The organism is Actinoplanes campanulatus, from assembly GCF_014647795.1.
GTDB lineage: Bacteria > Actinomycetota > Actinomycetes > Mycobacteriales > Micromonosporaceae > Actinoplanes > Actinoplanes campanulatus.
The window spans coordinates 254,926-278,507 of the sequence record NZ_BMPW01000003.1; the positions used below are offsets into that span (position 1 = coordinate 254,926).

A 23,582-nucleotide genomic window follows, 5' to 3' on the forward strand; every position below is an offset into this window, starting at 1 on the left:
AGCTCAGTCCTGAAGGCATGCCGACGCCGGAGCGAAGCGGAGGTGGCGGCATGACGCGGGTGCTGATCGTCGACGACTCCCTGACCATGCGCCACCACCTGCGGGAGGCGCTCGCGGCGGACCCGGACCTGGAGATCGTCGGCGAGGCCCCGGACGGCGAGCGGGCCGTGGAGATGACCGCCCGGCTGCGCCCGGACGTGATCACGATGGACATGATGCTGCCCGGGATCAGCGGGCTGGCCGCCACCGAGCAGATCATGGCGCAGTGCCCGACGCCGATCCTGGTGGTGTCGTCGGCCGACCGGGAGGAGCTGTTCACCACGTACAACGCCCTGGCCGCCGGGGCGGTCGAGGTGATGGAGAAGCCGCGCGGCGACGACTCCGACGCGGACTGGCCCTTGCGGCTGCGGGCCACCCTGCGCCTGGTCTCCCGGATCCGGGTGATCACCCATCCCCGGGCCCGGCTGGACGGCCGGGTCGCCGCCCCGCCGTCGCCGGCGCCGGCGCCCGCGCCCGGTCCCCACGGCGGTCTCACCCTGGTCGCGGTGGGCGCCTCCACCGGTGGTCCCGCCGCGCTCACCGAGTTCCTGCGCGGGCTGCCCGCCGGGTTCGGGGTCCCGGTGCTCTGCGTGCAGCACATCGCGGCCGGCGAGCAGTTCGCGGTCGCCTTCTCCGACTGGCTGGCCGGGCAGACCGGGCGCGACATCCGGTACGCCGCCGACGGCACCGCTGTCGGCGGGCTCGGCGGGCGGGTGCTACTCGCTCCGCCCGACCGGCACCTGCTGGTCCGCGACCGGACACTGCGGCTCAGCACCGCGCCGCCCCGGCACTCCTGCCGCCCGTCGGTGGACGTGCTGTTCGAGTCGGTGGCCGAGGAGTTCGGGCCGCGCGGGGCCGGTTGCCTGCTCACCGGGATGGGCCGGGACGGCGCGGCCGGGCTGCTGCGGATGCGCGGCCGGGGCGCGGTCACCTTCGCCCAGGACGAGGGCAGCTGCGCGGTGTACGGCATGCCCCGGGAGGCGGCGCTGATCGGCGCGGCCGCGCACGTGCTGCCGCCCGGCCGGATGGCGGCCCGCCTCGGTGAGCTCCTGCCCGCGGCGGTGCGCCGATGACCCCGACCGTGCTGATCGTCGACGACAGCCTGACCGTACGGATGGACCTGCACGAGGCGTTCGCCGAGGACGGGTTCGCCACCATCCTGTGCGCCACCGGGGCGGAGGCGCGGCTCGCGTTCGCCGGGGCGCCGTTCGACGCGGCGGTGCTGGACGTGATGCTGCCCGACGCCGACGGTCTGGAGCTGCTCACCGAACTGCGGCACACGCCGGGCCGCTCCGGTGTGGTGACGATGCTGCTGTCCAGCGCGAGCGAGGTGGCCGACCGGCTGGCCGGGTTGCGCACCGGCGCCGACGAGTACGTGGGCAAGCCCTACGACGCCGGGTACGTGGTCGCCCGTACCCGGCAGTTGCTCGGTGACCTCCCGGACCACGACGGTGACCGGACCACCGTGCTGGTGATCGACGACAGCATGACGTTCCGGGAGGAACTGCGCGGGCTGCTCGAACCGGAGGGGTACACGGTGCTGACCGCGGCCGGCGGGGAGGAGGGCCTGCGGACGGCCGCCGACCGCCGGCCGAGCGCGGTGATCGTCGACGGGGTGATGCCGGACCTGGACGGCGCCACGGTGATCCGCCGGATCCGCCTCGACCCGGCGCTGCGCGACACCCCCTGCCTGCTGATGACCGCCGCCGACGACTACGCCACCGAGATGCAGGCGCTGGACGCCGGCGCCGACGCGTTCATCCGCAAGCAGCAGGACCTGAAGGTGGTGCTGGCGAAGCTGTCCGCGGTGCTGCGGCAGAGCGCCGAGCAGCTGCCGATCGGGGCGCTCGGCGCGATGCACGGGCCGGGCAAGGTGCTGATCGTCAGCACCGACCGCGCCGACCTGGAGCTGTGGGCCGACACGCTGCGGGCCGACGGCTACGACATCGTCCGGGCCACCGGCATCGACGACATCCTGGAGCTGCTCGCCGCCCAGCCGGTGGACTGCATCGTGCTCGGCTTCGACGACGACATGGACCTGGCCCGGGAGTCGTGCCACCGGCTGCGCGAGGTGCCGACCGTCCGGGACACGCCGCTGGTGATGACCGGTGACGACGAGCGGATGCTGGACTGCCTGGCCGCGGGCGCCGACGACTACGTCCGGCAGGCCGACGTGCCGGAGGGGCTGCGGGTGCACGTACGGGCCCAGATCCGCCGCAAGCAGGCGCACGACGAGGCCCGCCGGATCCGCGAGGAGCTGATGCGCCGCGAGCTGGACGCGGCCGAGGAGCGGGCGGCCCGGCAGCTCGCCGAGACCCGGGCGGCGCTGGTCGAGGAACTGGAGTGGCGCAACCGGGAGCTGGAGGCGTTCTCCGGCTCCGTCTCCCACGACCTGCGCGGCCCGTTGCAGGTGATCAGCAGTTTCGCCGAGCACATGCTGGAAGAGGAGGAGGAGACGCTCGGCGAGCGGACCCGGCACCGGCTGACCCGCATCCACTCGGCCGCGCTGCGGATGGCCGACCTGGTGGAGTCGCTGTTGATCCTGGCCCAGGCCAGCCGGGGCGAGCTGCGCCGGGGACGGTTCGACCTGACGGCCACGGCACGCCAGGTGATCGGTGACGTCACGGCCCGGGAGCCGGAGCGGCGGGTGACCTTCCAGGTGTACGAGGAGATGGTCGCCGACGCGGACGAGGGCCTGATCCGGGTGGTCCTGGAGAACCTGATCGCCAACGCGGTGAAGTTCAGCCGCAAGGTCGAGCGGCCGCTCGTCGAGGTGGGTTGCGAGAACGGCCGCTACTTCGTCCGCGACAACGGCGCCGGGTTCCCGGCCGAGCAGGCCGGTGAGCTGTTCCGCCCGTTCGCCCGGCTGCACGACGCCCGTGAGTTCCCGGGCACCGGGATCGGGCTGACCACCGTGCACCGGGCGGTGGAACGGCACGGCGGGGAGATCTGGGCGGAGGGCGGCGAGGGCCGGGGCGCGACCTTCTGGTTCACGCTGCCCCCGGCCCCCGGCCAGGAGGGACCGGAGCGGCACGGGACCTCGCGCCGCTCCGGTTGAGGATCACCTGACGTACGCGAGCCCGTCCGACACCACGGTCGGGCGGCCGGAGGTGCCCTGCACCACGATCGCCACGGTGTGCTTGCCGTAGGCGAGGTTCCGGGTCCACACCGCCTGCCGGTACAGCGACTTGCTCGACTTCAGGTCGATGGTGGTGACCTTCTTGCCGTCCACGTAGACGGCCACCTTGCCGGACTTGGCGGCGCGGGAGAACAGCAGCGACGCGTTCCGGCCGGTGAAGGTCCAGGTCAGCTTCGCGTTCTTCCTGGTCGCGGAGAGCGCCTTGCCGCCGAGGTACGCGCTGCCGGTCTTCTTCGTCCAGGTGCCGGTCTTCTTTGCGGCGGTCTCCGGGGAGAGCAGGACGGCCCGGGTGATCGTCGCGCCCCGGGTGTTGCCGGCCAGGTCCCGGGCGGTGACCGTCCAGGTGGCGGTGCCCGGCCGGACGGCGGTCGCCCAGCTCGTGACCGGTCCCAGGTTGCCGGAGACCGGCCGGCTGACCGTGTAGCCGGCCAGCTTCAGGTTGTCGGCGCCGTTCGGGTAGAACGTCACCGGCACCGAGCCGGTGCTGTACGTGCCGGTGCGCAGCGCCACCGCCGGGGTGCCGCGGAAGGTGGGAGCCGTGGTGTCGCCGTAGATCCACACGCCGAACCGGGCCGTGCTGCCGGACGTGTGCCGGGCCACGATGGTGATCCCGTGCTTCCCGGCCGGGACGCTGACCGTGGCGCTGCGGGCGGTGCCCGGGACGGTGCTGGCCACCGCGCCGTCGACGAGCACGTCGAACTGGGCGATCTCGGCGGAGTCGTTGCCGACGGTCCAGCTGACGGTGGCGGCGTTCTTCACGTACCAGGCGCCCGCCGAGTAGCCGCCGCCGGTGACCGACTTGAGGGCCAGGCCGGTGACCATGAGCTGCGCCTTGGCCCGCATGTCGGCCAGCGCGTCGTACAGGTTGCCGCCGGGGCAGAGGGTCGCGTCGGCGTCGGAGTGCCCGGCCAGCCGCGCCACCGTGATCTTGTCGCCGGCGGCGAGCTTGCCGTTGGCGGATCCGGCGGTGAGGGTCACCGTCGACGCCGGGTTGTAGCCGTACTTGCCGAGCCGGGCCGCCGCGACCTGCGCGATGGTCGTCTCGATGGCGTCGGTGGACTCGGCGTACCGGTAGTCGCCCAGCACCGCGATCGACGCGTACCCGGTGTTGAAGCCCCTCACCGCGGCCGGGACGACGGCGTTCTCCACCCCGCCGGTCCGCCCCTCGTAGAGCCGCCCGCACTTGTCGACCAGGTAGTTGTAGCCGATGTCGGAGAAGCCGTCGCTCTTGATGTCGTATGCCTGGATGGCCCGGATGATGGCCGGGGCGTCCGCGCACTCGTAGTCGTTGGAGCTGTCCCCGGCGTGGTAGGTGTGGTGCACCCAGACCGTCTGGACCTGGTTGGCCACCGAGATCTCGGTGGGCTTGGTGATGGTCTCGTCCGCGCTCCACGCCTTGCGCGAGTAGTAGGTGGGGAACTGCGCCTTGATCGGCGCCGTGGTCACCGCGGTGACCGCCGCGATGCCGGCGTCCGCGGTCGGGGTGACGACCTGCTCGTCGAGCGAGTCGACCTTGGTGGCGTCGTCGGCGCTCGGCGACGGCTCGGCCGTCGGCTCCCCGGTCGCGGCCGGCGCCTCGGTGGAGGTGGTGGTCTCGCCGGGCGCGGGCTCCTCGGCCACCGGTTCGGTCGGTTCCCCGGTCGGCTCGGCGCTGGGCTCGGCAGTCGTGGGTTCCACCGAGGGCGAGGCGGAGGCACTGGGCGCCGGCTCGCCGCCGCCACGGCCGCCGCTCTCGCTGCCCGGGTCGATCAGATCGACCCGCAGCCCGGCCGGCAGCCCGGCGCCCCGACCGGCGATGCGGGCGGCGACGCCGTCGGACGGACCGACCCAGAGCGGGGCGGTGGCGCCCCGGCCGAGGTCGTCGGCCTCCACCCCGGAGGGGGCGTCGTCGCGCATCGCCAGCTTCCGCCAGTCCGACCACTTACCGGTCGCGACGCTGCGGGTACGCACCTCGATGGTGCCGTCCGGGGCGGCGCCACCGTCGTTCCAGGTGACGCCGAGCAGACTGAACCGCTTGGTCCGCTGCTGGGCCAGGTCCGCCTTCGCGCCGTTCGCCGTCAGACCGACGGTGTTCAGCGCGGTCTTGACCCGCGGCGGTTCGGGGTTCGGCTCCGCGGCCAGCGTGCCGGTCACCGCGACCGGCTCGGCCGCCTCCGCCTCCGATGTGGACGGCCAGGTCAGGGCGGCGATGCCCCCGCCTGCCGCGAGCACGGCGACCGCCGTACCGATACCAATTGTCAGCCTTCGCTGCATTCCCCGTGTCCCCCGCGTTGATCGACAACCTTCGCGGGCGTGAACCTTACCGGACGATCCGGACGCGTCCCGTCCCCCATCGGGACATCGTTATCTGTGATCGGACGACTACGCGGGCCGTGTCACCACGGCCCGCGGCATCGATGCCGGTCAGTCGGCACTTTCGGTCAGTCGGCGCCCAGGGCGGTCACCGGGCTGACCCGGGCGGCCCGCCGGGCCGGCATCACCCCGGCCAGCGCGGTCAGCGCCACGAGGATGCCGAAGACCGCGGCCAGCTGCCACCCGGGCAGGGTGAGCGGCGCCTCCAGGCCGATGGCGGAGACCGCGAGCCAGGCGTACGGGACTCCGAGCAGCAGCCCGAGCACCGCCCCGATCACGCCGTACAGCGCGGACTCGGTGGTGAGCATGCCGTGCAGCCCGCCGCGGGACATCCCGACGGCGCGCAGCAGCCCGGACTCACGGACCCGTTCGACCACCGAGAGGGCGGTGGTGGAGCCGACGCCGACGATCGCGATCAGCACGGTCAGGCCGATCAGGGCGAGCGCGATCGCCATCAGCACGCCGAGCGCCTCGGTGATCTGGTCGCGCTGGTCGGCCAGGACGTTGACGCCCAGGTCCGGCTGCGCGGCGACGACCGTCCGCAGCGCACGCAACCCCTTGGCACGGCCGTCCTCGCCGGGCTGGGCGGCGTCGGCGAGCAGCCCGGTCGGCGCGGCGGCCACCCCGAGGGCGGTCAGGTCGGCCGGGTCGAGCAGGATCTGGCTGTGCAGCGGGGCATCGCCGCCGAGCACGGCCGCGACCGTCACCCGTACCTCCTTGCCGTCGGTCTTGACGGTGACCGGATCGCCCAGGGCGAGCCCCTCCATCTCGGCGACGTAGCCCGCGATCGCCGCCTTTCCGGGCGCCACGTCGGTGAGCGCGCCCGCCGAGGTGTCCAGTTCGGCGAGGCGGGGCACGGCCTTCGCGGACACGTCGGTGGCGACCGCGTCGGTGAAGGTGCCGACCTGCGCGCCGCCGGTCCAGCGGTAGGTGGCGACCCGGCTCAGGTCGGCGTTCTGCGCGGCCCGTTCCGCGAGGCCGGCCGGAAGGGTGCTGCCGTCCGGTCCCCGGACCTCGAAGTCGGTGGGCGCCGCGGCCACCGTCTCCCGCTCGGAGAGGACCCGGATCGAGTCGCCGCCGACCAGCACCCCGGCGATCAGGGTGACGCCGAGCGCGACCACCACCGACACCGCGGCCGCCCGCCGGGAGCTGCCGCCGACCCCGCCGACGGCGAGGCGGCCGACCGGCCCGGACCGGCGCAGCGGCCAGCCGGCGATCGCGAGGACCGGCCGGACCAGGACCGGGCCGAGGGCGATCAGGGCCAGGTACGCGAGCAGGCCCGACCCGACGACGGCCAGCATCATGGTCTCGGCGTCGTAGTCCTGCTCCTGCGGGCCGGGCAGGTTGATCGTGACCAGGGCGGCGATCCCGGCCGCGGCCGCCGCGAGGAGCAGCCCGGTGATCGCCCGCAGCAGGCCGACCCCCTGCCGGGCGCCGGTGGTGGCCGCCGAGCGCAGCGCTTCGAGCGGCGCCACCCGGGCCGCGGAGAGCGCCGGGGCGAGCACCGCGACGATCGTGATCAGCACCGCCAGCAGCACCGTCCCCACCGCCTGGACCAGCGGGAACCCGGGCCGGGACACCTCCACGCCGAAGGCGCTGAGCAGCGGCGGGATCAGGTGGCCGACGGCGAGCGCGGCCAGCACCCCGGTGACGCCGGCGACCAGTCCGGTGAGCGCGCCCTCGGCGGCGAGCGCCCGGGCCAGGGCTCCGCGGCCGGCGCCGACCGCGCGCAGCAGGGCCAGCTGCCGCATCCGCTGGGCGAAGACGATCCGGAAGGTGGAGGCGGCGATCAGGACGGCCGCGGCCACCGCCACCGCCACGAACACCCGGACCACGATGAACAGCTGGTCGATCTCGGCGGCCGCCTCCCGGGCCTCGGCGAGCCGGACCTCGGCCCCTCCGGCGACCTCCGGCGCGGCCTCGCCGGCCACCTGGGCGACGACCCTCTCCCGTACGGCGTCCGCGTCCGCGCCGCCGTCGAAGCGCACATCGATGCGGTTGAGCTGGTCGAACCCGTTGATCTGGACGACCGTGGACAGCGGCGCGTACGCCAGGAAGCCGATGTCGTCGCGCGGTTCCAGCACGCCGACCACGGTGAGCGGCACCGCCTTGCCCTCGCCGGGCTGGGCCGTGGTGGTGGAGCCGACGCCGAGGCCCATCCGTTCGACGGTCCGTGGGGTGACCGCGATCTCGCCGGCCGCCGCCGGGAAGCGGCCCTCGGTGACCTTGACCGTGCTGAGCGGGCCGCTGCCCGGGTCGGTGGCGATGATCAGGTCACCGGCCGGGGTCCGGGCGTAGGCCTCGGTGCGGGCGGCGGTCTCGGTGACCCCGGGCAGCTTGCCGATGGCGGTGAGATCCCCCGTGGTGATTTCACCGTTCTGGATCACCAGGTCGACGGTCTCCGGGGTGCCGCTCAGGCCGTTGAGCACGCTGCGCTCGGTGATCTGCTGGGCCAGCACGGTCGCATAGACCACGAACGAGGCGACCAGCACGGCCAGGCCGGTGAGCAGCAGCCGGGCCGGGCGCTTGGCCACCCCCGCCAACTGGGTACGAAGAACCACGCTCATTGGCCGGCCGCCAGATTGCGCAGGGACTCGGTGACCGCGGCGACGTCCGGCGAGTGGATCTCGCCGGCCAGCTGCCCGTCGGCGAGCATCACGACCCGGTCGGCGTAGGCCGCGGCGACCGGGTCGTGGGTGACCATGACGATGGTCTGCCCAAGCTCGTGGGCCGAGTCGCGCAGCAGGCCCAGCACCTCCGCGCCGGAGCGGGAGTCCAGGTTGCCGGTCGGCTCGTCGGCGAAGACCACCTCGGGGCGGGAGACCAGCGCCCGGGCCAGGGCGACCCGCTGCTGCTGGCCGCCGGACAGTTCGGCGGGCAGGTGCCCGAGCCGCCCGGCCAGGCCGAGCGTGGTGATCAGCCGGTCGTGGAACTCCGGATCCGGCTTCCGGCCCGCCAGGTCGAGCGGCAGGGTGATGTTGGCGGCCGCGGTGAGCTGCGGCAGCAGGTTGAACGACTGGAAGACGAAGCCGATCCGCTCCCGCCGGGCCTTGGTGAGCACCCGGTCCGGCTGCTTCGTGAGGTCGGTGCCGCCGAGCAGCACCTGGCCGGAGGTGGCGGTGTCCAGGCCGGCGAGGCAGTGCATGAGGGTCGACTTGCCGGAGCCGGACGGTCCCATGATCGCGGTGAACCGGCCCCGTTCGAAGCCCACGGTCACGCCGTCGAGGGCGCGCACCGCGGTGTCGCCGGTGCCGTACACCTTCACCAGGTCCACGGCCGCGACCGCCGCGAGGCTGTCGCGGCCGGCGACGGGTGAGGACTGCGTCTGCATGAGTGCTCCAAGGTCGCTGGGAACGGACAGAGGGATCCTGGTCGATCGCCGCAACCCGGCACATCGGCCCGCTGTCAGAGCGCGGCCTCTAACTTTCGGCCGATGGGGCACGCCGCCCGTCCGCCTACGCTGGGTCGCGATGATGAACCACACCCTGTTCCGGATGGGCCAGCTCATGGCCCTCGGGACGCTGGCCCTGCTCGGCATCCTCGACGTCAACGGCGGCATCGCATCGAGCGGTTTCGGGTACGGTCTGTGGCGGATCGGCGCCGCGGTCGCGGCCGCCGCGGTCTGGCTGCCCGCGCACCGGCCGGACTCGACGTTCCTGCCCCGGATCGCGACCCTGCTGGGCCTCCAGTCACTGCTGCTGACCTCGCTTGTGGTGCCGCGGTCGGACTTCGACTCGATCTGGGGCCTGGCCGAGTCGGCGGCGCTGCTCGGCGTGCTGATGGTGGTCGCCCGCCGGGGCCGCGCGACCTGGGCGGTGCCGGCGGTGGCGGTGCTGCTGCTGGCCGTGGCCCTGGTGCCGCTGCGAGCCGGGGACCTCGGCAGCTACATCACGTTCTCGCTGGTCCAGGCTCTGGCCGGGGCCGCGGCCATCGGTGTCGGCGTCTATCTGCGCACGCTGGAGGGCAACCGCCAGCGTGCGGTCGACGCGGTCCGCGCCGAGCAGCGTGCCGAGTTCGCCCGCGACCTGCACGACTTCATCGCCCACCACGTCACCGGGATCGTGGTCCAGGCGCAGGGCGCCCGGTTCGTCGCCGAGCAGGACCCGAAACGGGTGCTGCTGGCCCTGGAGCAGATCGAGCAGGCCGGCGCCGAGACGATGGCGTCGATGCGGCGGATGGTCGGCGTGCTGCGGGACGCGCAGTCCCGGCCGGACGCGCCGCTCGCCCCGGTCGCCGGGGTGCCGGAGCTGGCGGCGCTGGTCGAGCAGTTCACCGCGGCCGGTGGGCCGGTGGCCCGGCTGGACGTCGAGGGCGACGTGTCGGGGCTGCCGGTGGAGGTGTCGTCGTCGGCGTACCGGATCGTGATGGAGGCGCTGACCAACGCCCGGCAGCACGCGCCGGGCGCCTCGTCGGTGGCGGTGCAGCTCACCCGTACCCCGAAGCAGTTGTTCGTGCGGGTGAGCAACGACGGTCCGGCGCCGAGGCATCCGGCGCCGCGTGATCGCCCGGGGTACGGTCTCGTCGGCCTGGCCGAACGGGTCCGCGCGGTGGGTGGGCGGATGACGGCCGGGCCCGGCATCGGCGGCGGCTGGATCGTCGACGCCGCGTTACCTCTGGGTTGGAGCGTGCAGCAGTGATCCGGGTCCTGATCGCGGACGACCAGGCGATGGTCCGCACCGGTTTCGGCATGATCATCGGCGCGCAGCCGGACATGGTGGTGGTCGGTGAGGCCGCCGACGGCGTCGAGGCGGTGGCCGAGGCGCGCCGGCTGCGGCCGGACGTGGCGCTGATGGACATCCGGATGCCGCGGATGGACGGCCTCCAGGCGCTGCGGCTGCTGGCCGGGCCGGAGGTGGCCGACCCGGTGAAGGTGGTCGTGGTGACCACCTTCGACCTGGACGAGTACGTGCATCAGGCGCTGCTCGGCGGCGCGGCCGGGTTCCTGCTGAAGGACTCCGGCCCGGCGCTGCTGGTGGAGGCGGTCCGGGCCGCCGCCTCCGGGGACGCGCTGGTCAGCCCGTCGATCACGGTGCGCCTGCTACGGCACCTGGCCGCCCCGGTGGCCCCGTCCGGTGACGGCGGCCTCTCCCCGCGTGAGCTGGAGGTGGTCCGCCTCACCGCCCGGGGCCAGACCAACGCGGAGATCGCCGGCGAGCTGTTCATCTCGGTCGGCACCGTGAAGACCCATCTCGGCAGCATTCATGCCAAGCTGGGCACCCGGAACCGGGTGGAGATCGCCGCGTGGGCCTGGGAACGGCGGCTGGTGAGCTGACCCGGGTCAGCGCACCTGCCGGGTGGTGAGCCGGGCCGCGACCGGCGGCTCGGCCTGCTCGGAGGAGCGGATCTGTGTCCACAGGTTGCGGGCGGCCTGCTTGGCCGGGCCGAGCCGGTGCTTGGCGAGGAGCTCGGCGTCGGCCCGCATCTTGGCGCTACGGGGGATCGGGATCGACGGCTCGTAGCCGAACCGGGCCAGCCGGTCACCGAACGCCGCCTCGCACTTGCGCACCTCCTCGTCGGTGAGCCGGCTGCGCCAGCTCGCGATCCGCTCGGTGGTGGGCGCCTGGTGGGTCAGGGTGTGCCAGGTCTTGTACTCCGGCACGGCGACCGAGGCCAGCTTGTTCGGCGCGGTCATCGCCGGGTCGAAGTCCTCCTCGAGGAAGTCGCAGAGCCGGCGCAGGTGGGGTTCCGGGTCGGCGACCAGGTCCTCGTAGCGCACCTGGTGGTAGACGTCCTTCGGGTAGCGCCGCTGGGCCAGCAGCGACGCGTCAGCCGACTTCGCCCAGTAGTCGATGAGCGTGTCGAACTCGGACGGCTTCCACGGCGTCTCCTTGAGCGACGCCACGCAGTCCCGGCCGTCCCGCATGATGTTGATGATCTGCGCGTCCGGGAAGAGCCGCAGGATCGTCGGCAGGTGCCGCAGGTAGAGCGGCCGCTTGTCGCCCCACCGGGCCTTGCCGAAGCGTTCCGAGTACATCCGGAAGACGATCCCGAAGGCGGAGCCCAGGGTCGGCGGGCCGGCCACGACCGCCTCCACCGTCTTCTCCGGGTCCAGGCCGAGGTCCTCGAACTGTGACGATTCAACGATGAACTGCCCGAGCTCGCGCCGCTTCGCCGGGTCGCCGAGATCGCCGAACTCCGCACGCTTCTGGTAGGCCGCCAACAGGAAGCGGGTCTCCGGCGGCAGCGCGATGCGGGGGTGTGCATGCAGCATGAGCTGCAACATCGTCGTTCCGGACCGGGGGCAGCCGACGACGAAGATCGGGCGATCAGAGGACATGCCGACCACCGTAGATTGCTGCCACCGGGCTTGTCGCCCCCACTGCTGTCATGACGCTCCCTTCCAGGTCTTCCCCATGATCTTGAAGACTTGGCAAAGATTTCGCAAAAGTCGTCTGCATCCAAGCCGAACGAGCTGTCGTGTACCTGTGAATTAACTGAGTGTTCACACACCTTATCTACGCATGGTATTAGTTACCTATACAAAGAGTAATGGTCAGAGCCGATCACCGGGTGGACCGGTCCGCCGTCGCGAGCCGGTCCACTCGCGTCTGCGTCCGCGGCGGCCGCGTGGACAACCAGCAACCCGCCACCACCAGGGCGAACCCGGCAGCCGTGCCGGCCCCGACCGGCTCGTTCAGCAGCAGCACGCCGAGCAGGACCGCCACCACCGGGTTCACATAGGTGACCAGTCCGGCCCGATTCGAACCGGCCAGCGCGATGAGCCGGTAGAACGACAGCAGCGCGACGGCCGTGCAGAACACGCCGAGCACCACCAGCGCGGCCCACGAGTCGGCGCCGACCGGGCCGGCGGGGCGGGCCGTGACGGCGAACGGCAGCAGCACCACCGTGGTGATCGCGGTCGTGCCCACGGTCAGCGACTCCGGTGGGATGTCCGAGGCCCGGCGCTGCACCACCACGGTCGCCACCGCGTAGCTGACCGTCGCCAGCAGCACCATGGCAGCGCCGATCAGGCCCTGCCCGTCGCCGTCGCCGGAGACGTCGAGGCCGACCAGCACCGCCACCCCGGCGAAGCCGAGCACCAGACCGGCGAGGCGGATCGGCGTGATCGGCTCGGAGCCGGACAGCAGCAGGGCGATCACCACCGGCTCGACTGCGATCAGGAGGCCGGTCAGCGACGACGTGATGTGCTGCTCGCCGTACGTGATCAGCAGGAACGGCCCGACGATGTGCACCATCGCGATCAGCGCGACCACCCGGAACCGGCCACGCAGGGCGCCCAGGGTGCCGCGCGCCCACGCCACCGGGATCAGCACGGCGGCGGCGATGGCGGCCCGGCCGGCCACCACGAAGACCGGCGACAGGTCCTCGATCGAAATCTTGATGAGGAGGTAGGGGATGCCCCAGAGGAACGAGACCAGCACGAACAGAAACCAGGCGAGACGATTCACGCTGTCAGCCTGAGCCCGTACGGTAGTAAGCAGAAGTGGCCACTTACTGATGCCGTGTTAAGGAATACTGATGATCGACACGCGCCGCCTCCAGATCCTCACCGAGGTCGCCCGGCACGGCAGCTTCAACCGGGCGGCCGCCGAGCTCCGGCTCACCCCGTCCGCCGTGTCCCAGCAGATCGCCGCCCTGGAGCGGACGGTCGGCACCCCGGTGGTCCGGCGCAGCACCCGCGGCGTCGAGCTGACCGAGGCGGGCCGGGTCCTCACCGAGACCGCCGCCACCATCGCCGCCGAGCTGCTCACCGCCGAACGCGAGATCGAACGCCTCACCACCACCCGGCCCGAGCGGCTCACCGTCGCCACCTTCACCAGCGGCGGGCAGCGGATCCTGCCGCACGCGCTGACCCGGTTCACGGGCGACCACCCCGGCGTCGAGCTGACCGTCATCGAGAGCGAGCCGGAGGACAGCATCCCGGTGGTCCGGGCCGGCGCCGCCGACCTGGCGCTGGTCTACCACTTCGACGGGCAGCCGCCGTCGCCGAGCGGGCTGGACTACGAGCCGCTCCTCGACGACCCGATGTGGATCGTGCTGCCGGCCGGGCACCGGTTCGCCGGGCGGACCGGGCTGACCATCGCCGAGCTCGCCGGGGACCGCTGGGTGCACGGCTGCCTGTCGGTCGGCGAGATGCTCGACCACTACGCCGCGATGGCCGGCTTCGAGGTGCTGACCGCCTGCCGGGGCACCGACTACCAGTTCGCGCAGTCGCTGGTCCGCGCCGGCGTGGGCATCGCCATGATCCCGGAAGTGGCGCTCACCGCCGACCCGGCCGGGCTGACCGCGGCCCGGCTCGTCCCGCCCGGGCCGTGCCGCCACGTCGGCGTGGTCACCGCCCGCCGGCGGACCGGCCCGCTGGTCACCGGCCTGTTGCGGACCCTGCGCGCGACGGTCTCGGCCCTGCCCGCCACCCCGCTGGCTACAGCGTGATCCAGTAGCGCCGCAGGGTGCCCAGCTCGGTGTCCCGGATGTCCTCCAGGACGCCGCCGCCGCGCTCGATGGTCCGGGCCGAGGCCGGATTGTCCACCTTGCACGTCAGCAGCACGCGCGCCATCCCGAGCTTGCGGGCCTCCGGCAGGATCCCGGCGAGGGCCCACCCGGCCAGGCCACGGCCACGCGCCGACGGGCGGATGCCGTAACCGATGTGGCCGCCCGCGTCGAGCAGGAAGTCGTTGAGCTCGTGGCGGAGCGCGATCGCGCCCAGATAGCGGTCGCCCTCGACGATCCAGCGGAAGGTGCAGGGCACCCAGCCCTCGAACAGCGCGGTGCCCTCCGCCTCGTGCAGGCCGGCCACCCAGCGGGCGAAGCCCTCCGGGGTGTCCACCTCGTCGGCGGCACGCAGGCCCGCGCCGTCCTGGTGCACGCCGCGGCCCCACTCGTCACGGGACGCGATCCAGGCGGCGTGCAGGCGGGTGGTCGGTGCGATGAGTTCGGGCACGCGTTCGACCGTACCGTCATCGCTCGAGCTTTTTGGTCTTGCTCTCAGCCCGCCGCCATCGCGAGCAGGCGTTGGATCTGCTTCTGCCGCGACTCCGTCATGCGTTTGGCCAGGTCAACGGCTTCGGGGTACGAACCTGAGGCGGCCTCCATCCGGATGGTCTCCATGGCGTTGTGCAGGTTGCCGAGCAGCAGCGCCACCGCGCCGCGGTCCAGGTCGGGGCCGGTCAGCGCGCCCAGCCCGGTGAAGTCCTCCTCGCGCAGCGAGTGCAGCGCGCCGTGGCCCGCGTGCGCCCCGGCCGACGGGTCCGCCGCGTGCGGCCGCTCCCAGTCGTCGAGCCAGCCCCGCAGCGTCGCGCCCTCGGTACGCCACTGGCCGCGCAGCTCGGCCGCGACGGCCCGCAGCTCCGGGTTCGTGGTCCGCTGCTCGGTGATCTCCGCGACCCGGTCCCCCTCGGTGATCTGCGCGAGCCCCATCTGCGCGAACATCACGTCGGTGTCGCTGAACGCCGGCTTCGGCTCCCGGCCGCACCCGGCGGCGAGCAGCCCCAGGAGCAGTACGGCGAGGGCGGCCCGGAGGACCGGGCCGCCCGTGGCAGCTAGACGGCGGCCCACAGCGCCGCGGTGTACGGGGGCTCCCAGCCGGTCAGCGCGGTGTGCGCCTGCCGGCACTGGTAGGTGACGCCGTTGTAGGTCACCCGGTCACCCACCCGGTACGCCGTGCCGGCCGCCCACGTGGTCGTCCCCGAGGTGGCCGTCGGGGTCGGGGTCGGCGTGACCGTTGGCGTGGGCGTTGGCGTTGGCGTGGGCGTCGGGCCGGCGGTCGGGGTCGGCGTGGGCGTCGGGTTGGCGCCGCCGCCGATGTTCACATCGACGCACGAGTAGAACGCGTTGACCGTGTCCGCGATGTTCCACCGGGCCAGCACGGTCTGCCGTCCGCTGTAGCCGGACAGGTTCACCGTGTGCGACTTGGTGGCGCCGGGCTGCGCGCCGCCGTCGTTGAAGGACGCCACCAGCCTGTTGCCGATGAAGTACTCCCAGGTGGCGGTCGCGTGCCGGGCGGTGAGCACCCAGTTGAAGGTGACGCTGGTGCCGACGGTCGCGGCCGGCCAGCTCTTCGAGGTGTCGTTCAGGACGGTGAACCGGCTGGTGCCGCCGTTGCACTGCATCGAGCCCTTGGGCGCCTCGACGCTCTGCGGCTCGTAGACGATGTCGCCGCAGCCGGAGACCGCGCCGCTCGCGCAGTTGGCCTGCCGGCTGGGCGGGGACGAGATGTAGCCGTGGGCGGACGCCGGGGAAGCGGCCACCAGGAGGGAGCCACCGACCGTCGCGACGGTCAGCAGGGGAAGGGTGAGCCTACGTTTCATGAACTGCTCCTCATTCAGGGGAACGTGTTCATCAACGTAAATTAAAGACACCTAACAGTAAACACTGTTAAGGGATCTTTATGGTTGCCTACGCTGTGGGTATGTCCGTTGACCTGTTCGCCGGGATCTCCGTGCGCGACTACCCGGCCGCCCTCGAGTGGTACGAGAAGCTGTTCGGCGGCCCGCCCGCCTTCTCCCCCAACGACGTCGAATCGGTGTGGGAGGTGGCCGAGCACCGGTACGTCTACGTCGAGCACCGGCCGGAGCACGCCGGGCACGCGCTGATCACCCTCTTCGTCTCCGGCTTCGAGGAACGGATCGCCGGGATCACCGCCCGCGGCCTCGCCCCCGGCAGGGCGGAGACCTACGGCAACGGCGTCCGCAAGACCACGTACATCGACCCGGACGGCAACGAGATCGGGTTCGGCGGCGCTCCGCTCTGAATGTCGTACCCCGTGGGATGCTGCGGGCGTGCGGGGGCCCAGGCCCGGGCCACCACCGACGATCTGGTCGGCCTGCTCACCACCGCGGTCCAGCCCTTCGAGACGGAGGCCCGCCGCCGGCTGGCCTCCTTCACCCGCTGACCTTCCGCTCCCACCCCCGCACGGGTCCCGCTGCGTTCCCCGCCCGGCCCCGCACTCCACCCATCCTCCCGGCGAGCACCCACACTCCGCCTACCGTGAGACCTCACCCCGCCCACCGCACACGCACCACCCACCGTGAGACCCCACCTCCGCTCAAGGCGGCAGCGAGCGTGCGCGGCTGGCGGGGGTCACATGTCGCGACGGCGGAAGTTCAGGAAGGCCGCGGCCAGCAGGGTCAAGGCGGTAGCCGCCATGACGGCGAAACCCGCCCACGGCGACAGTAGGTTCGCGTCGGGAGTCGTGGAGATGACGCGCAGCCCGGCCACCGACGGCCAGAACTTGAGAATCCAGCGGGCCGCCGCCTCGGGCAGGGCGTTCGCGAAGATCGGAACGATCAGCAGACCGGTCATCACGATCGCCACCCCACCCGATGCGGACCGGACCAGCACCCCGACCGCGAGACCGATCACAGCGGCCACGGTGAGATACAGCCCCGCCCCGAGAACGGCCCGCGACACCCCCGGATCGCCGAGGCCGGCGGTCGGGACAAGCTGTCCGACGAGAACCGCATGTCCCACGACGAAGGCCAGGGCCGCCGCCCCGGTCCCGGTGACCAGGACGGTGAGCGCGGTGATCACCACCTTCGCGGCCAGCACCCGGCTCCGGCGCGGTATGGCGGCCAACGTGGACCGGATCGCCCCGGTACCGATCTCCGCGTTGATCACGATGAGCCCGAGCACGGCCGCCGCGATCTGCGTCATCAGGATCTCGGCAAGGCTCACCTCCACGGGATCGAAGGCTCCGCCGTCCCACTGCCGCGCCCGCGCCAACGAGATCATCGCGGCGAGCCCACCGTTCAGCACGACCAGAACGGCCAGCGCCGCAACCGGTGCCCGCAACGACCAGAACTTGATCCATTCAGACCGCAACGCCGCCCCGGCCCCAACCCGGAGCCGATCGCCACTCCGCCATGCCGGACCACGATCGGCACCACCGCCGGACCGAGAACGATCAGCTGCGCCACCGGGCCGGGAGCGCTCGGGAGTAGCGGCACTGTCGGGCCGGGACGCGGCGCTCACCGCGAGCCTCGCGCCGACCGAACCGGATCTCCGCCGGGAACACCGGAGACGGCGGAGACAGGTGCGCTGGCGTGACCGGTGAAATCGGTGCTGGAAGCGGTAGCGGACATGAAGACCTCCTCAAGGGATCCGCGGCGCGGGGACAATTCGGTCAGGACAATGCGGCGGGTCAGGGCGAGACGGCCTATCTCGTACGCCGGAAGCCCGAAGACCAGCCACCCACCCTCAGGAACCTCGCGCACGGAGCCGCCCGCGGCGCTCAGCGCCGCCGGGAATCCCGGATCCTCGGCCCGGACCAGCAGCCCAGCGGGCGCCGCACGATCGAGGAAGGCCGTCAACGAAGTGTCAGCGATGAGCCGTCCGCGACCGATAACGATCAGATGGTCAGCGGTCTGCTCCATCTCGCTCATCAGATGGCTGGACAGGACGACGGTCCGGCCTTCGGCGGCGAGTTCGCGCAGCAGGGCGCGCACCCAGGCGATACCACCCGGGTCGAGCCCGTTGATCGGTTCGTCGAGCAGCAACACGGCCGGATCACCGAGCAGCGCGGCGGCGATGCCGAGGCGCTGTTTCATGCCGAGCGAGAAGGTTCCGGCGCGCCGCCCGGCCACGGCGCTCAGCCCGACCCGCTCGAGAACCTCGCCGACGCGGGCGACGGGCAGGCGATTGCCGGCGGCCAGGGCCCGCAGATGGTCCCGCCCGGACCGATTCGGATGTACGGCCTGCGCGTCCAGAAGCGCACCGACCTCCCGCATGGGCGCGTCCAGTGCGGTGTAGCGCCGGCCGCCGACCCGCACCGTGCCGGCGTCCGGCCGTTGCAGCCCGAGGGCGAGCAGCAGGGTGGTGGTCTTGCCCGCGCCGTTGGGACCGAGGAAGCCGGTCACCCGCCCGGGCCGGAAGACACAGCTCAGGTCGTCGACGGCGGTCACGTCGCCGTACCGTTTCGTCAGTCCACGTAGTTCCAGCATGCCGACGAGCCTGGCCGCCGCTCCTGGCCGTTCCCGCAGAGTCCCTGAACGTTCTCCGAGGCAAGGCCGCTCCCCGAGGCGAGGCCGCTCCCCGAGGCGAGGCCGGAATGATCCGCGTCCGTGGCCGGGGCCTCGTTGATCGCCGGAAAGCGGAGCCGGAAGGTCGCGCCGCCGCCCGGTGGGCTGACCGCCTCGACCCGGCCACCGTGCGCGGCGACCAGGGAGCGCACGATCGACAGCCCCAGCCCCGCTCCGCCTCGGCCGTCACGAACCCGGGCACCGTCGCCACGGTGAAACCGCTCGAAGATCAGCTCAGCCTGGCCGGCTGGGATGCCGGGACCGCTGTCGGCGATCTCCAGGACGGATTCGCCGTCCAGCCGCCCGACCCCGATCCGCACCGGCGACCCGGCCGGCGTATGCGCGTGCACGTTGCCGACCAGGTTCGTGACCACCTGCCGCAGCCGGGCCTCGTCCCCGATGAGGGGCGCCGCCGAGGGCGGCCCGGCAAGCGGACCGGTGAGGGTGACCGGACGGCCCGGGTCGAGGGCGATCAGATCGTCGCGCGCGTCCACCGCCAGGGTGCGCAGATCCATCGGGGCAGTCTCGGGCACCGCCCGGGATTCGTCGAGACGGGCCAGGAGCAGCAGATTCTCCACCAGATCGGTGAGCCGGCGGGCCTCGGAGTCGATCCGCCGCATGGTGCGGTCGACCTCCGCGCCGCCGCCCATCAGGTGCAGTTCGGCGGAGCCGGCGATGCCGAACAGCGGGGTGCGCAGCTCATGGCTGACGTCGGCGACGAACCGCCGCATCCGCGCCTCGGACTCGGCACGGACGACGGCGCCCTCCTCGATCCGGTCGAGCATGCCGTTGAGCACACCGGTCAGCCGGGCCACCTCCGAGCCGGGTGGGGCACGCGCCGGGATGCGACGGCTCAGGTCGCCGCCGGCGATGGCGACGGCCGCGTCCTCGATGGCGCGCAACGGCCGGAACGCCGCCCGGATCGCCATCCACCCGGCCGTGCCCAGCAGCAGGACCAGGACCGCTCCGGTGGCCGCGCAGACCAGCCGCAGCCGGGCCATGACGGCGTCGACCGCGCTCAGTGAGGCGGCGACGGTGACCGTGCCGCCGCCGGGCCGGGACTGGGTGATCTGCCGCCAGGCCGAGCCGTCGCCGCCGCGGACGCCGGTCACCACCCCTGGCGAGGTGGGGGTGGCCGGCGGTGGCTCCGGCGCCGGCCCGTCCCGCATGGTCCGGGTCCGGCCGATGGGCTGTCCGGCGGCGTCGAGGTAGACCAGGGAGAGGTCACTGACCAGGTCGAGCCCGCCGCGCAGCCGCTCGGACGCGGCGTCGTCGGCGGCCCGCATGAGGGCCGGGTCGATCCGGGCCATGAGCGCGGCGAGCCCGGTCACCTGACGGTCCACCCGGCTGACCAGATGCTGCCGCAGCAGCCCGGCCACCACCACGTCGCTGATCACGATCCCGCACGTCAGGAGAAGGAGCGCGATGGCGAGCAGGCGCACCCGCAGAGAGCCCAGCATCATCGGCCCGGCGCCCGCAGCACGTAGCCCTCACCGCGGCGGGTCTGGATGAGGCGCGGCTCCGAGGTGTCGACCTTGCGCCGCAGATAGCTCACATACGTGTCGACGATGCTGGTGTCGCCGGCGAAGTCGTACCGCCAGACGGCGGCCAGGATCTCGTCCTTGGAGCAGACCCGCCCCGCGTTGGTCATCAGGAAGCGGAGCAGCCGGAACTCGGTCGGCGACAGCCGCACCACCCGCCCGCCGCGGGCGACCTCCTGCCGCTCCGGGTCGAGGGTCAGGTCGGCGACCCCGACCGTGGACTCCCCCGACCGCCGCAGCACCGCGCTGATCCGGGCGATCAGCTCCCGCAGGTGGAACGGCTTGGTCACATAGTCGTCGCCACCGGCGGTCAGCCCGGCGATCTTGTCGTCCGGCGCGTCCCGGGCGCTGAGGAAGAGCACCGGGACCCGCTGCCCCGAGGATCGCATCCGCCGGAGGACCTCGAACCCGTCCATCCCCGGGAGCATGACGTCGAGCAGCACCAGGTCCGGCGGCGGCGGAAGGCAGAGGGCCTGGACGGCCTGCGCTCCGCTCGCCGCCGACGTGACCTGGAATCCGGCGAACCGCAGGGCGTCGGAGAGCAGCTCACGAACGGTCGCCTCGTCGTCGACGACCAGCAGCCGATGCCCCGTCATGGCCCCGAGGCTACGGTTCACCTACGACATTTCCGCAGGCGTCTGGGAGAACTCTCAGGCACGCACGCCGCTAGAGGGCACGCCGCTCGAGGAAGTCGTAGACGTCGCGGTTGTCGACGCCCGGGAAGGTGCCCGGCGGCAGGGCGGCGAGCAGGTGCGAGTGCACCCGGGCGCTGGGCCAGGCGTTGCCGGACCAGCGGTCCACCAGCTGGGCGGGCGGGCGGCGGCAGCAGTCCGGGTCGGGGCAGTGCGAGACGGTGCGCCCGGTGACGTCCCCGCCGCGGAACCAGCGGGAGTGCTCGTACGGCGTGCCGACGGTGACCGAGAACAGCCCGGAGCTGGTCGCCTCCACGTGCACGGTGCACCAGTACGTCCCGGCCGTCGTGTCGGTGAACTGGTAGAACGACGAGTACGGGTCGTCGGCCTCGAACACCGTCCGCGACGCCCACTTGCGGCACACCGGCTGCCCCTCGATCGCACCGGTCACATCGGACGGGAAGCGCACGTTGTCGTTCTCGTACGCCTTGTAGACGATGCCGCTCTCGTGCACGCGCGCGAAGTGCACCGGGATGCCGAGATGGTGGGTCGCGAGGTTGGTGAACCGGTGTGCCGCCGTCTCGTAGGACACCCCGAACGCATCCCGGAAGTCGTCGATGGCCAGCGCCCGGTCGGTCTTGGCCTCGGCCAGAAAGTCGACGGCGAACTTCTCCGGCATGAGCAGCGCCGCTGCGAAGTAGTTGACCTCGACCCGCTGGCGCAGGAAGTCGCCGTAGTCGGCCGGGTCGTTGTGTCCGAGCACGAAGTGGCCGAGCGTCTGGAGCACCACGGCGCGCGGGTCGTGGCCCTTGCCGCTGGCCACCTGCGGGAGGTAGATCCTGCGGTTCTTCAGGTCGGTGACCGACCGGGTGGAGCTGGGCAGGTCGTTGACGTAGTGCAGGGTGAAGCCGATCTGGGCGGCGATGTCGAGGATGCCGCGCTGCGACAGGGGGCCGGTCGTGTGCCGTACCGATTGGAGGACCCGCGCCGCCGCCTGCTCGATCTCGGCGTAGTAGTTGTCGCGGCGGCGCATGTCGGCGCGCAGCTGCGCGTTGGCGCGCCGCGCCACCTCGGGTGTGGCGGTCTGTTCGGTGAGCACCCGGTTGAGCTCGCGGTGCATGCCGATGAGCGATTCCAGCGCGTCGGCCGGCAGCCGTCGCCCGGCGCGCACCACCGGCAGGCCGAGGGCCTGGTAGGCCGGGTTCTGCTGGAAGTGGGCCAGCTCGATCTCCAGCCCGGCGCGCCGGCTCGGCGCCTCCGGGCGGAGAAGATCCTGCATCGGTACGCCGAGAGCGCCCGCGATCGCCTGGAGCACCGAGAGTTTGGGCTCCCGTTTCCCGTTCTCGATCAGCGACAGCTGGGACGGCGCCCGCCCGACGGCGTCGCTGAGCTGGTCGAGCGTCATGCCCCGGGTGCGGCGCAGATGGCGGAGCCGTTGGCCCAGCGTCACCAGGTCTACGGAGGGGTCGGAAGGTGAAGCGGTCACGGGTTTCACACTAGCAGAATTTTTGCACTTCTTTCCGCGAGAAGAGACTTCAAAGGGGCTGGTGTGATCCGTGAGAGTGAAGTTCTTCCACGAGGAAGAACGCGACAGGGCACGAAAGGGATTTACCGATGACTGAGTTCGAGAACCGGGGCGGTACCGCTGAGGACCTCACCCGGGAGTGGGCCGACAACCCCCGCTGGGCCGGCATCAAGCGTGACTACACCGCGCAGGACGTCGTGAAGCTGCGGGGCACCCTGCAGGAGCGGCACACCCTGGCCGAGCGCGGCGCCGCCAAGCTGTGGGAGCTGCTGCACACCGAGGACTACATCAACGCCCTCGGCTCGCTGACCGGTGGCCAGGCGACCCAGATGGTGCGCGCCGGCCTCAAGGCGATCTACCTGTCCGGCTGGCAGGTCGCCGCGGACGCGAACCTCTCCGGCCACACCTACCCGGACCAGTCGCTCTACCCGGCGAACTCGGTGCCCGCGGTGGTCCGGCGGATCAACAACGCGCTGCTGCGCGCCGACCAGATCGACACCTCGAACGGCCGCTACGAGCGCGACTGGTTCGCCCCGATCGTCGCCGACGCGGAGGCCGGCTTCGGTGGCCCGCTCAACGCGTTCGAGCTGATGAAGGGCATGATCGCGGCCGGCGCCGCCGGTGTGCACTGGGAGGACCAGCTCGCCAGCGAGAAGAAGTGCGGCCACCTCGGCGGCAAGGTGCTGATCCCGACCCAGCAGCACATCCGTACGCTGAACGCCGCTCGCCTCGCGGCCGACGTGGCCGGCGTGCCGACGCTGGTCATCGCCCGCACCGACGCCCTCGCGGCCGACCTGCTGACCACCGACGTCGACCCCCGTGACCAGCCGTTCGTCACCGGCGAGCGGACCTCCGAGGGCTTCTTCCGGGTCACCCCGGGCGACGACGCCGCGATCGCCCGCGGTGTCGCCTACGCCGACTACGCCGACATGCTGTGGGTCGAGACCGGCAAGCCGGACCTCGAGTTCGCCCGCAAGTTCGCCGAGGCCGTGCACGCCAAGCACCCGGGCAAGCTGCTGTCGTACAACTGCTCGCCGTCGTTCAACTGGAAGAAGAACCTGGACGACGACACCATCGCGCGTTTCCAGAAGGAGCTCGGCGCGATGGGCTACAAGTTCCAGTTCGTCACCCTGGCCGGCTTCCACGCGCTCAACCACTCGATGTTCGAGCTGGCCCGCGGCTACGCCCAGACCGGCATGAGCGCCTACGTGAAGCTCCAGGAGGCCGAGTTCGCGGCCGAGGCCGACGGCTACACCGCGACCAAGCACCAGGCCGAGGTCGGCACCGGCTACTTCGACGCCGTCTCCACCGCTCTCAACCCGGACAGCTCCACCACCGCGCTGTCGGGTTCCACCGAGGCCGAGCAGTTCTGACAAG

At 72.4% G+C, this 23,582-nt stretch carries 21 protein-coding genes; 8 read left to right on the forward strand and 13 right to left on the reverse strand.

What is annotated here, in order from left to right:
- Positions 1–50 precede the first annotated feature (50 nt).
- Both cheB and IEZ13_RS07995 read left to right on the forward strand, forming a co-directional pair.
- On the forward strand, positions 51–1,112 hold the full coding sequence (cheB, locus tag IEZ13_RS07990) for a chemotaxis-specific protein-glutamate methyltransferase CheB (protein WP_183219088.1): 1,062 nt from the start codon (positions 51–53) through the stop codon (positions 1,110–1,112).
- The gene (locus tag IEZ13_RS07995) at positions 1,109–3,097 is read left to right on the forward strand and encodes a response regulator (RefSeq protein WP_183219089.1); all 1,989 of its coding nucleotides are present in this window, start codon (positions 1,109–1,111) and stop codon (positions 3,095–3,097) included. The genes cheB and IEZ13_RS07995 overlap by 4 nt, the downstream gene beginning before the upstream one ends.
- Positions 3,098–3,100: 3 nt before the next feature.
- On the opposite strand, the gene IEZ13_RS08000 is transcribed toward IEZ13_RS07995, so the two are convergent.
- The 3 genes from IEZ13_RS08000 to IEZ13_RS08010 all read right to left on the reverse strand — a co-directional run bounded on the left by IEZ13_RS08000 (position 3,101) and on the right by IEZ13_RS08010 (position 8,861).
- Positions 3,101–5,431, reverse strand: coding sequence for an N-acetylmuramoyl-L-alanine amidase (locus IEZ13_RS08000; protein WP_183219090.1), 2,331 nt, complete (start codon positions 5,429–5,431; stop codon positions 3,101–3,103).
- 167 nt (positions 5,432–5,598) lie between these two features.
- Positions 5,599–8,097 (reverse strand): FtsX-like permease family protein, encoded by a 2,499-nt coding sequence (locus IEZ13_RS08005; RefSeq protein ID WP_183219091.1) that lies wholly within the window; start codon positions 8,095–8,097, stop codon positions 5,599–5,601.
- On the reverse strand, positions 8,094–8,861 hold the full coding sequence (locus tag IEZ13_RS08010) for an ABC transporter ATP-binding protein (protein WP_183219092.1): 768 nt from the start codon (positions 8,859–8,861) through the stop codon (positions 8,094–8,096). Before IEZ13_RS08010 ends, IEZ13_RS08005 begins: the two co-directional genes overlap by 4 nt.
- Before the next feature lie 139 nt (positions 8,862–9,000).
- On the opposite strand from IEZ13_RS08010, the gene IEZ13_RS08015 reads away from it, so the two are divergent.
- On the forward strand, positions 9,001–10,167 hold the full coding sequence (locus tag IEZ13_RS08015) for a sensor histidine kinase (RefSeq protein WP_183219093.1): 1,167 nt from the start codon (positions 9,001–9,003) through the stop codon (positions 10,165–10,167).
- Positions 10,164–10,802, forward strand: coding sequence for a response regulator (locus tag IEZ13_RS08020; protein ID WP_183219094.1), 639 nt, complete (start codon positions 10,164–10,166; stop codon positions 10,800–10,802). The genes IEZ13_RS08015 and IEZ13_RS08020 overlap by 4 nt, the downstream gene beginning before the upstream one ends.
- A gap of 6 nt (positions 10,803–10,808) precedes the next feature.
- On the opposite strand, the gene IEZ13_RS08025 is transcribed toward IEZ13_RS08020, so the two are convergent.
- Both IEZ13_RS08025 and IEZ13_RS08030 read right to left on the reverse strand, forming a co-directional pair.
- The gene (locus tag IEZ13_RS08025; protein ID WP_183219095.1) at positions 10,809–11,807 is read right to left on the reverse strand and encodes a sulfotransferase family protein; all 999 of its coding nucleotides are present in this window, start codon (positions 11,805–11,807) and stop codon (positions 10,809–10,811) included.
- Positions 11,808–12,033: 226 nt separating this feature from the next.
- Positions 12,034–12,939 (reverse strand): DMT family transporter, encoded by a 906-nt coding sequence (locus IEZ13_RS08030; RefSeq protein ID WP_183219096.1) that lies wholly within the window; start codon positions 12,937–12,939, stop codon positions 12,034–12,036.
- Between the two features lie 70 nt (positions 12,940–13,009).
- Between IEZ13_RS08030 and IEZ13_RS08035 the strand changes: the two genes are divergently transcribed.
- On the forward strand, positions 13,010–13,924 hold the full coding sequence (locus tag IEZ13_RS08035) for a LysR family transcriptional regulator (protein ID WP_183219097.1): 915 nt from the start codon (positions 13,010–13,012) through the stop codon (positions 13,922–13,924).
- Here IEZ13_RS08035 and IEZ13_RS08040 read toward each other — a convergent pair.
- From IEZ13_RS08040 to IEZ13_RS08050, 3 genes are read right to left on the reverse strand one after another with little or no spacing between them, the layout of a single operon-like run.
- Positions 13,914–14,432, reverse strand: coding sequence for a GNAT family N-acetyltransferase (locus tag IEZ13_RS08040; RefSeq protein ID WP_183219098.1), 519 nt, complete (start codon positions 14,430–14,432; stop codon positions 13,914–13,916). The genes IEZ13_RS08035 and IEZ13_RS08040 overlap by 11 nt on opposite strands.
- Positions 14,433–14,476: 44 nt before the next feature.
- Positions 14,477–15,046 carry a DUF305 domain-containing protein gene (locus IEZ13_RS08045; protein ID WP_229794541.1) on the reverse strand — a complete coding sequence of 190 codons (570 nt, stop codon included), beginning with the start codon at positions 15,044–15,046 and terminating at the stop codon, positions 14,477–14,479.
- Positions 15,031–15,798, reverse strand: coding sequence for a lytic polysaccharide monooxygenase (locus IEZ13_RS08050; RefSeq protein WP_183219099.1), 768 nt, complete (start codon positions 15,796–15,798; stop codon positions 15,031–15,033). The genes IEZ13_RS08045 and IEZ13_RS08050 overlap by 16 nt, the downstream gene beginning before the upstream one ends.
- A gap of 101 nt (positions 15,799–15,899) precedes the next feature.
- On the opposite strand from IEZ13_RS08050, the gene IEZ13_RS08055 reads away from it, so the two are divergent.
- Together IEZ13_RS08055 and IEZ13_RS08060 are read left to right on the forward strand one after the other, a co-directional pair.
- On the forward strand, positions 15,900–16,241 hold the full coding sequence (locus tag IEZ13_RS08055) for a VOC family protein (RefSeq protein ID WP_183219100.1): 342 nt from the start codon (positions 15,900–15,902) through the stop codon (positions 16,239–16,241).
- Positions 16,242–16,382, forward strand: a complete 141-nt coding sequence (locus IEZ13_RS08060; RefSeq protein ID WP_183219101.1) for a hypothetical protein — start codon at positions 16,242–16,244, stop codon at positions 16,380–16,382.
- A 188-nt stretch (positions 16,383–16,570) separates the two neighbouring features.
- Here IEZ13_RS08060 and IEZ13_RS08065 read toward each other — a convergent pair whose 3' ends face one another.
- From IEZ13_RS08065 to IEZ13_RS08085, 5 genes are all read right to left on the reverse strand, one after another.
- Positions 16,571–17,281 (reverse strand): ABC transporter permease, encoded by a 711-nt coding sequence (locus IEZ13_RS08065; RefSeq protein ID WP_183219102.1) that lies wholly within the window; start codon positions 17,279–17,281, stop codon positions 16,571–16,573.
- Between the two features lie 176 nt (positions 17,282–17,457).
- Positions 17,458–18,429: an ATP-binding cassette domain-containing protein gene (locus IEZ13_RS08070; protein ID WP_183219103.1), complete on the reverse strand. Its 972-nt coding sequence runs from the start codon at positions 18,427–18,429 to the stop codon at positions 17,458–17,460.
- Complete coding sequence (locus tag IEZ13_RS08075; RefSeq protein ID WP_183219104.1) at positions 18,408–19,970, reverse strand: sensor histidine kinase; 1,563 nt, start codon at positions 19,968–19,970, stop codon at positions 18,408–18,410. The genes IEZ13_RS08070 and IEZ13_RS08075 overlap by 22 nt, the downstream gene beginning before the upstream one ends.
- The gene (locus IEZ13_RS08080) at positions 19,967–20,644 is read right to left on the reverse strand and encodes a response regulator transcription factor (protein WP_183219105.1); all 678 of its coding nucleotides are present in this window, start codon (positions 20,642–20,644) and stop codon (positions 19,967–19,969) included. The genes IEZ13_RS08075 and IEZ13_RS08080 overlap by 4 nt, the downstream gene beginning before the upstream one ends.
- 70 nt (positions 20,645–20,714) lie before the next feature.
- Entirely contained in the window at positions 20,715–22,166 is a 1,452-nt protein-coding gene (locus IEZ13_RS08085; RefSeq protein ID WP_183219106.1) for an XRE family transcriptional regulator, read from the reverse strand.
- A 128-nt stretch (positions 22,167–22,294) separates the two neighbouring features.
- Between IEZ13_RS08085 and aceA the strand changes: the two genes are divergently transcribed.
- Complete coding sequence (gene aceA / locus IEZ13_RS08090) at positions 22,295–23,578, forward strand: isocitrate lyase (RefSeq protein ID WP_183219107.1); 1,284 nt, start codon at positions 22,295–22,297, stop codon at positions 23,576–23,578.
- The last annotated feature ends 4 nt before the right edge of the window (positions 23,579–23,582 follow it).

What these genes read in the sequence shown, in the direction of transcription:
- IEZ13_RS08035 (WP_183219097.1), top strand. Translation starts at nt 13,010, where the DNA reads ATGATCGACACGCGCCGCCTCCAGATCCTCACCGAGGTCGCCCGGCAC.
- IEZ13_RS08055 (WP_183219100.1), top strand. Translation starts at nt 15,900, where the DNA reads ATGTCCGTTGACCTGTTCGCCGGGATCTCCGTGCGCGACTACCCGGCC.
- cheB (WP_183219088.1), top strand. Translation starts at nt 51, where the DNA reads ATGACGCGGGTGCTGATCGTCGACGACTCCCTGACCATGCGCCACCAC.
- IEZ13_RS08025 (WP_183219095.1), bottom strand. Translation starts at nt 11,807, where the DNA reads ATGTCCTCTGATCGCCCGATCTTCGTCGTCGGCTGCCCCCGGTCCGGA.
- IEZ13_RS08070 (WP_183219103.1), bottom strand. Translation starts at nt 18,429, where the DNA reads ATGCTGGAACTACGTGGACTGACGAAACGGTACGGCGACGTGACCGCC.
- IEZ13_RS08060 (WP_183219101.1), top strand. Translation starts at nt 16,242, where the DNA reads ATGTCGTACCCCGTGGGATGCTGCGGGCGTGCGGGGGCCCAGGCCCGG.
- aceA (WP_183219107.1), top strand. Translation starts at nt 22,295, where the DNA reads ATGACTGAGTTCGAGAACCGGGGCGGTACCGCTGAGGACCTCACCCGG.
- IEZ13_RS08010 (WP_183219092.1), bottom strand. Translation starts at nt 8,861, where the DNA reads ATGCAGACGCAGTCCTCACCCGTCGCCGGCCGCGACAGCCTCGCGGCG.
- IEZ13_RS08015 (WP_183219093.1), top strand. Translation starts at nt 9,001, where the DNA reads ATGATGAACCACACCCTGTTCCGGATGGGCCAGCTCATGGCCCTCGGG.
- IEZ13_RS07995 (WP_183219089.1), top strand. Translation starts at nt 1,109, where the DNA reads ATGACCCCGACCGTGCTGATCGTCGACGACAGCCTGACCGTACGGATG.
- IEZ13_RS08000 (WP_183219090.1), bottom strand. Translation starts at nt 5,431, where the DNA reads ATGCAGCGAAGGCTGACAATTGGTATCGGTACGGCGGTCGCCGTGCTC.
- IEZ13_RS08075 (WP_183219104.1), bottom strand. Translation starts at nt 19,970, where the DNA reads ATGATGCTGGGCTCTCTGCGGGTGCGCCTGCTCGCCATCGCGCTCCTT.
- IEZ13_RS08005 (WP_183219091.1), bottom strand. Translation starts at nt 8,097, where the DNA reads ATGAGCGTGGTTCTTCGTACCCAGTTGGCGGGGGTGGCCAAGCGCCCG.
- IEZ13_RS08080 (WP_183219105.1), bottom strand. Translation starts at nt 20,644, where the DNA reads ATGACGGGGCATCGGCTGCTGGTCGTCGACGACGAGGCGACCGTTCGT.
- IEZ13_RS08050 (WP_183219099.1), bottom strand. Translation starts at nt 15,798, where the DNA reads ATGAAACGTAGGCTCACCCTTCCCCTGCTGACCGTCGCGACGGTCGGT.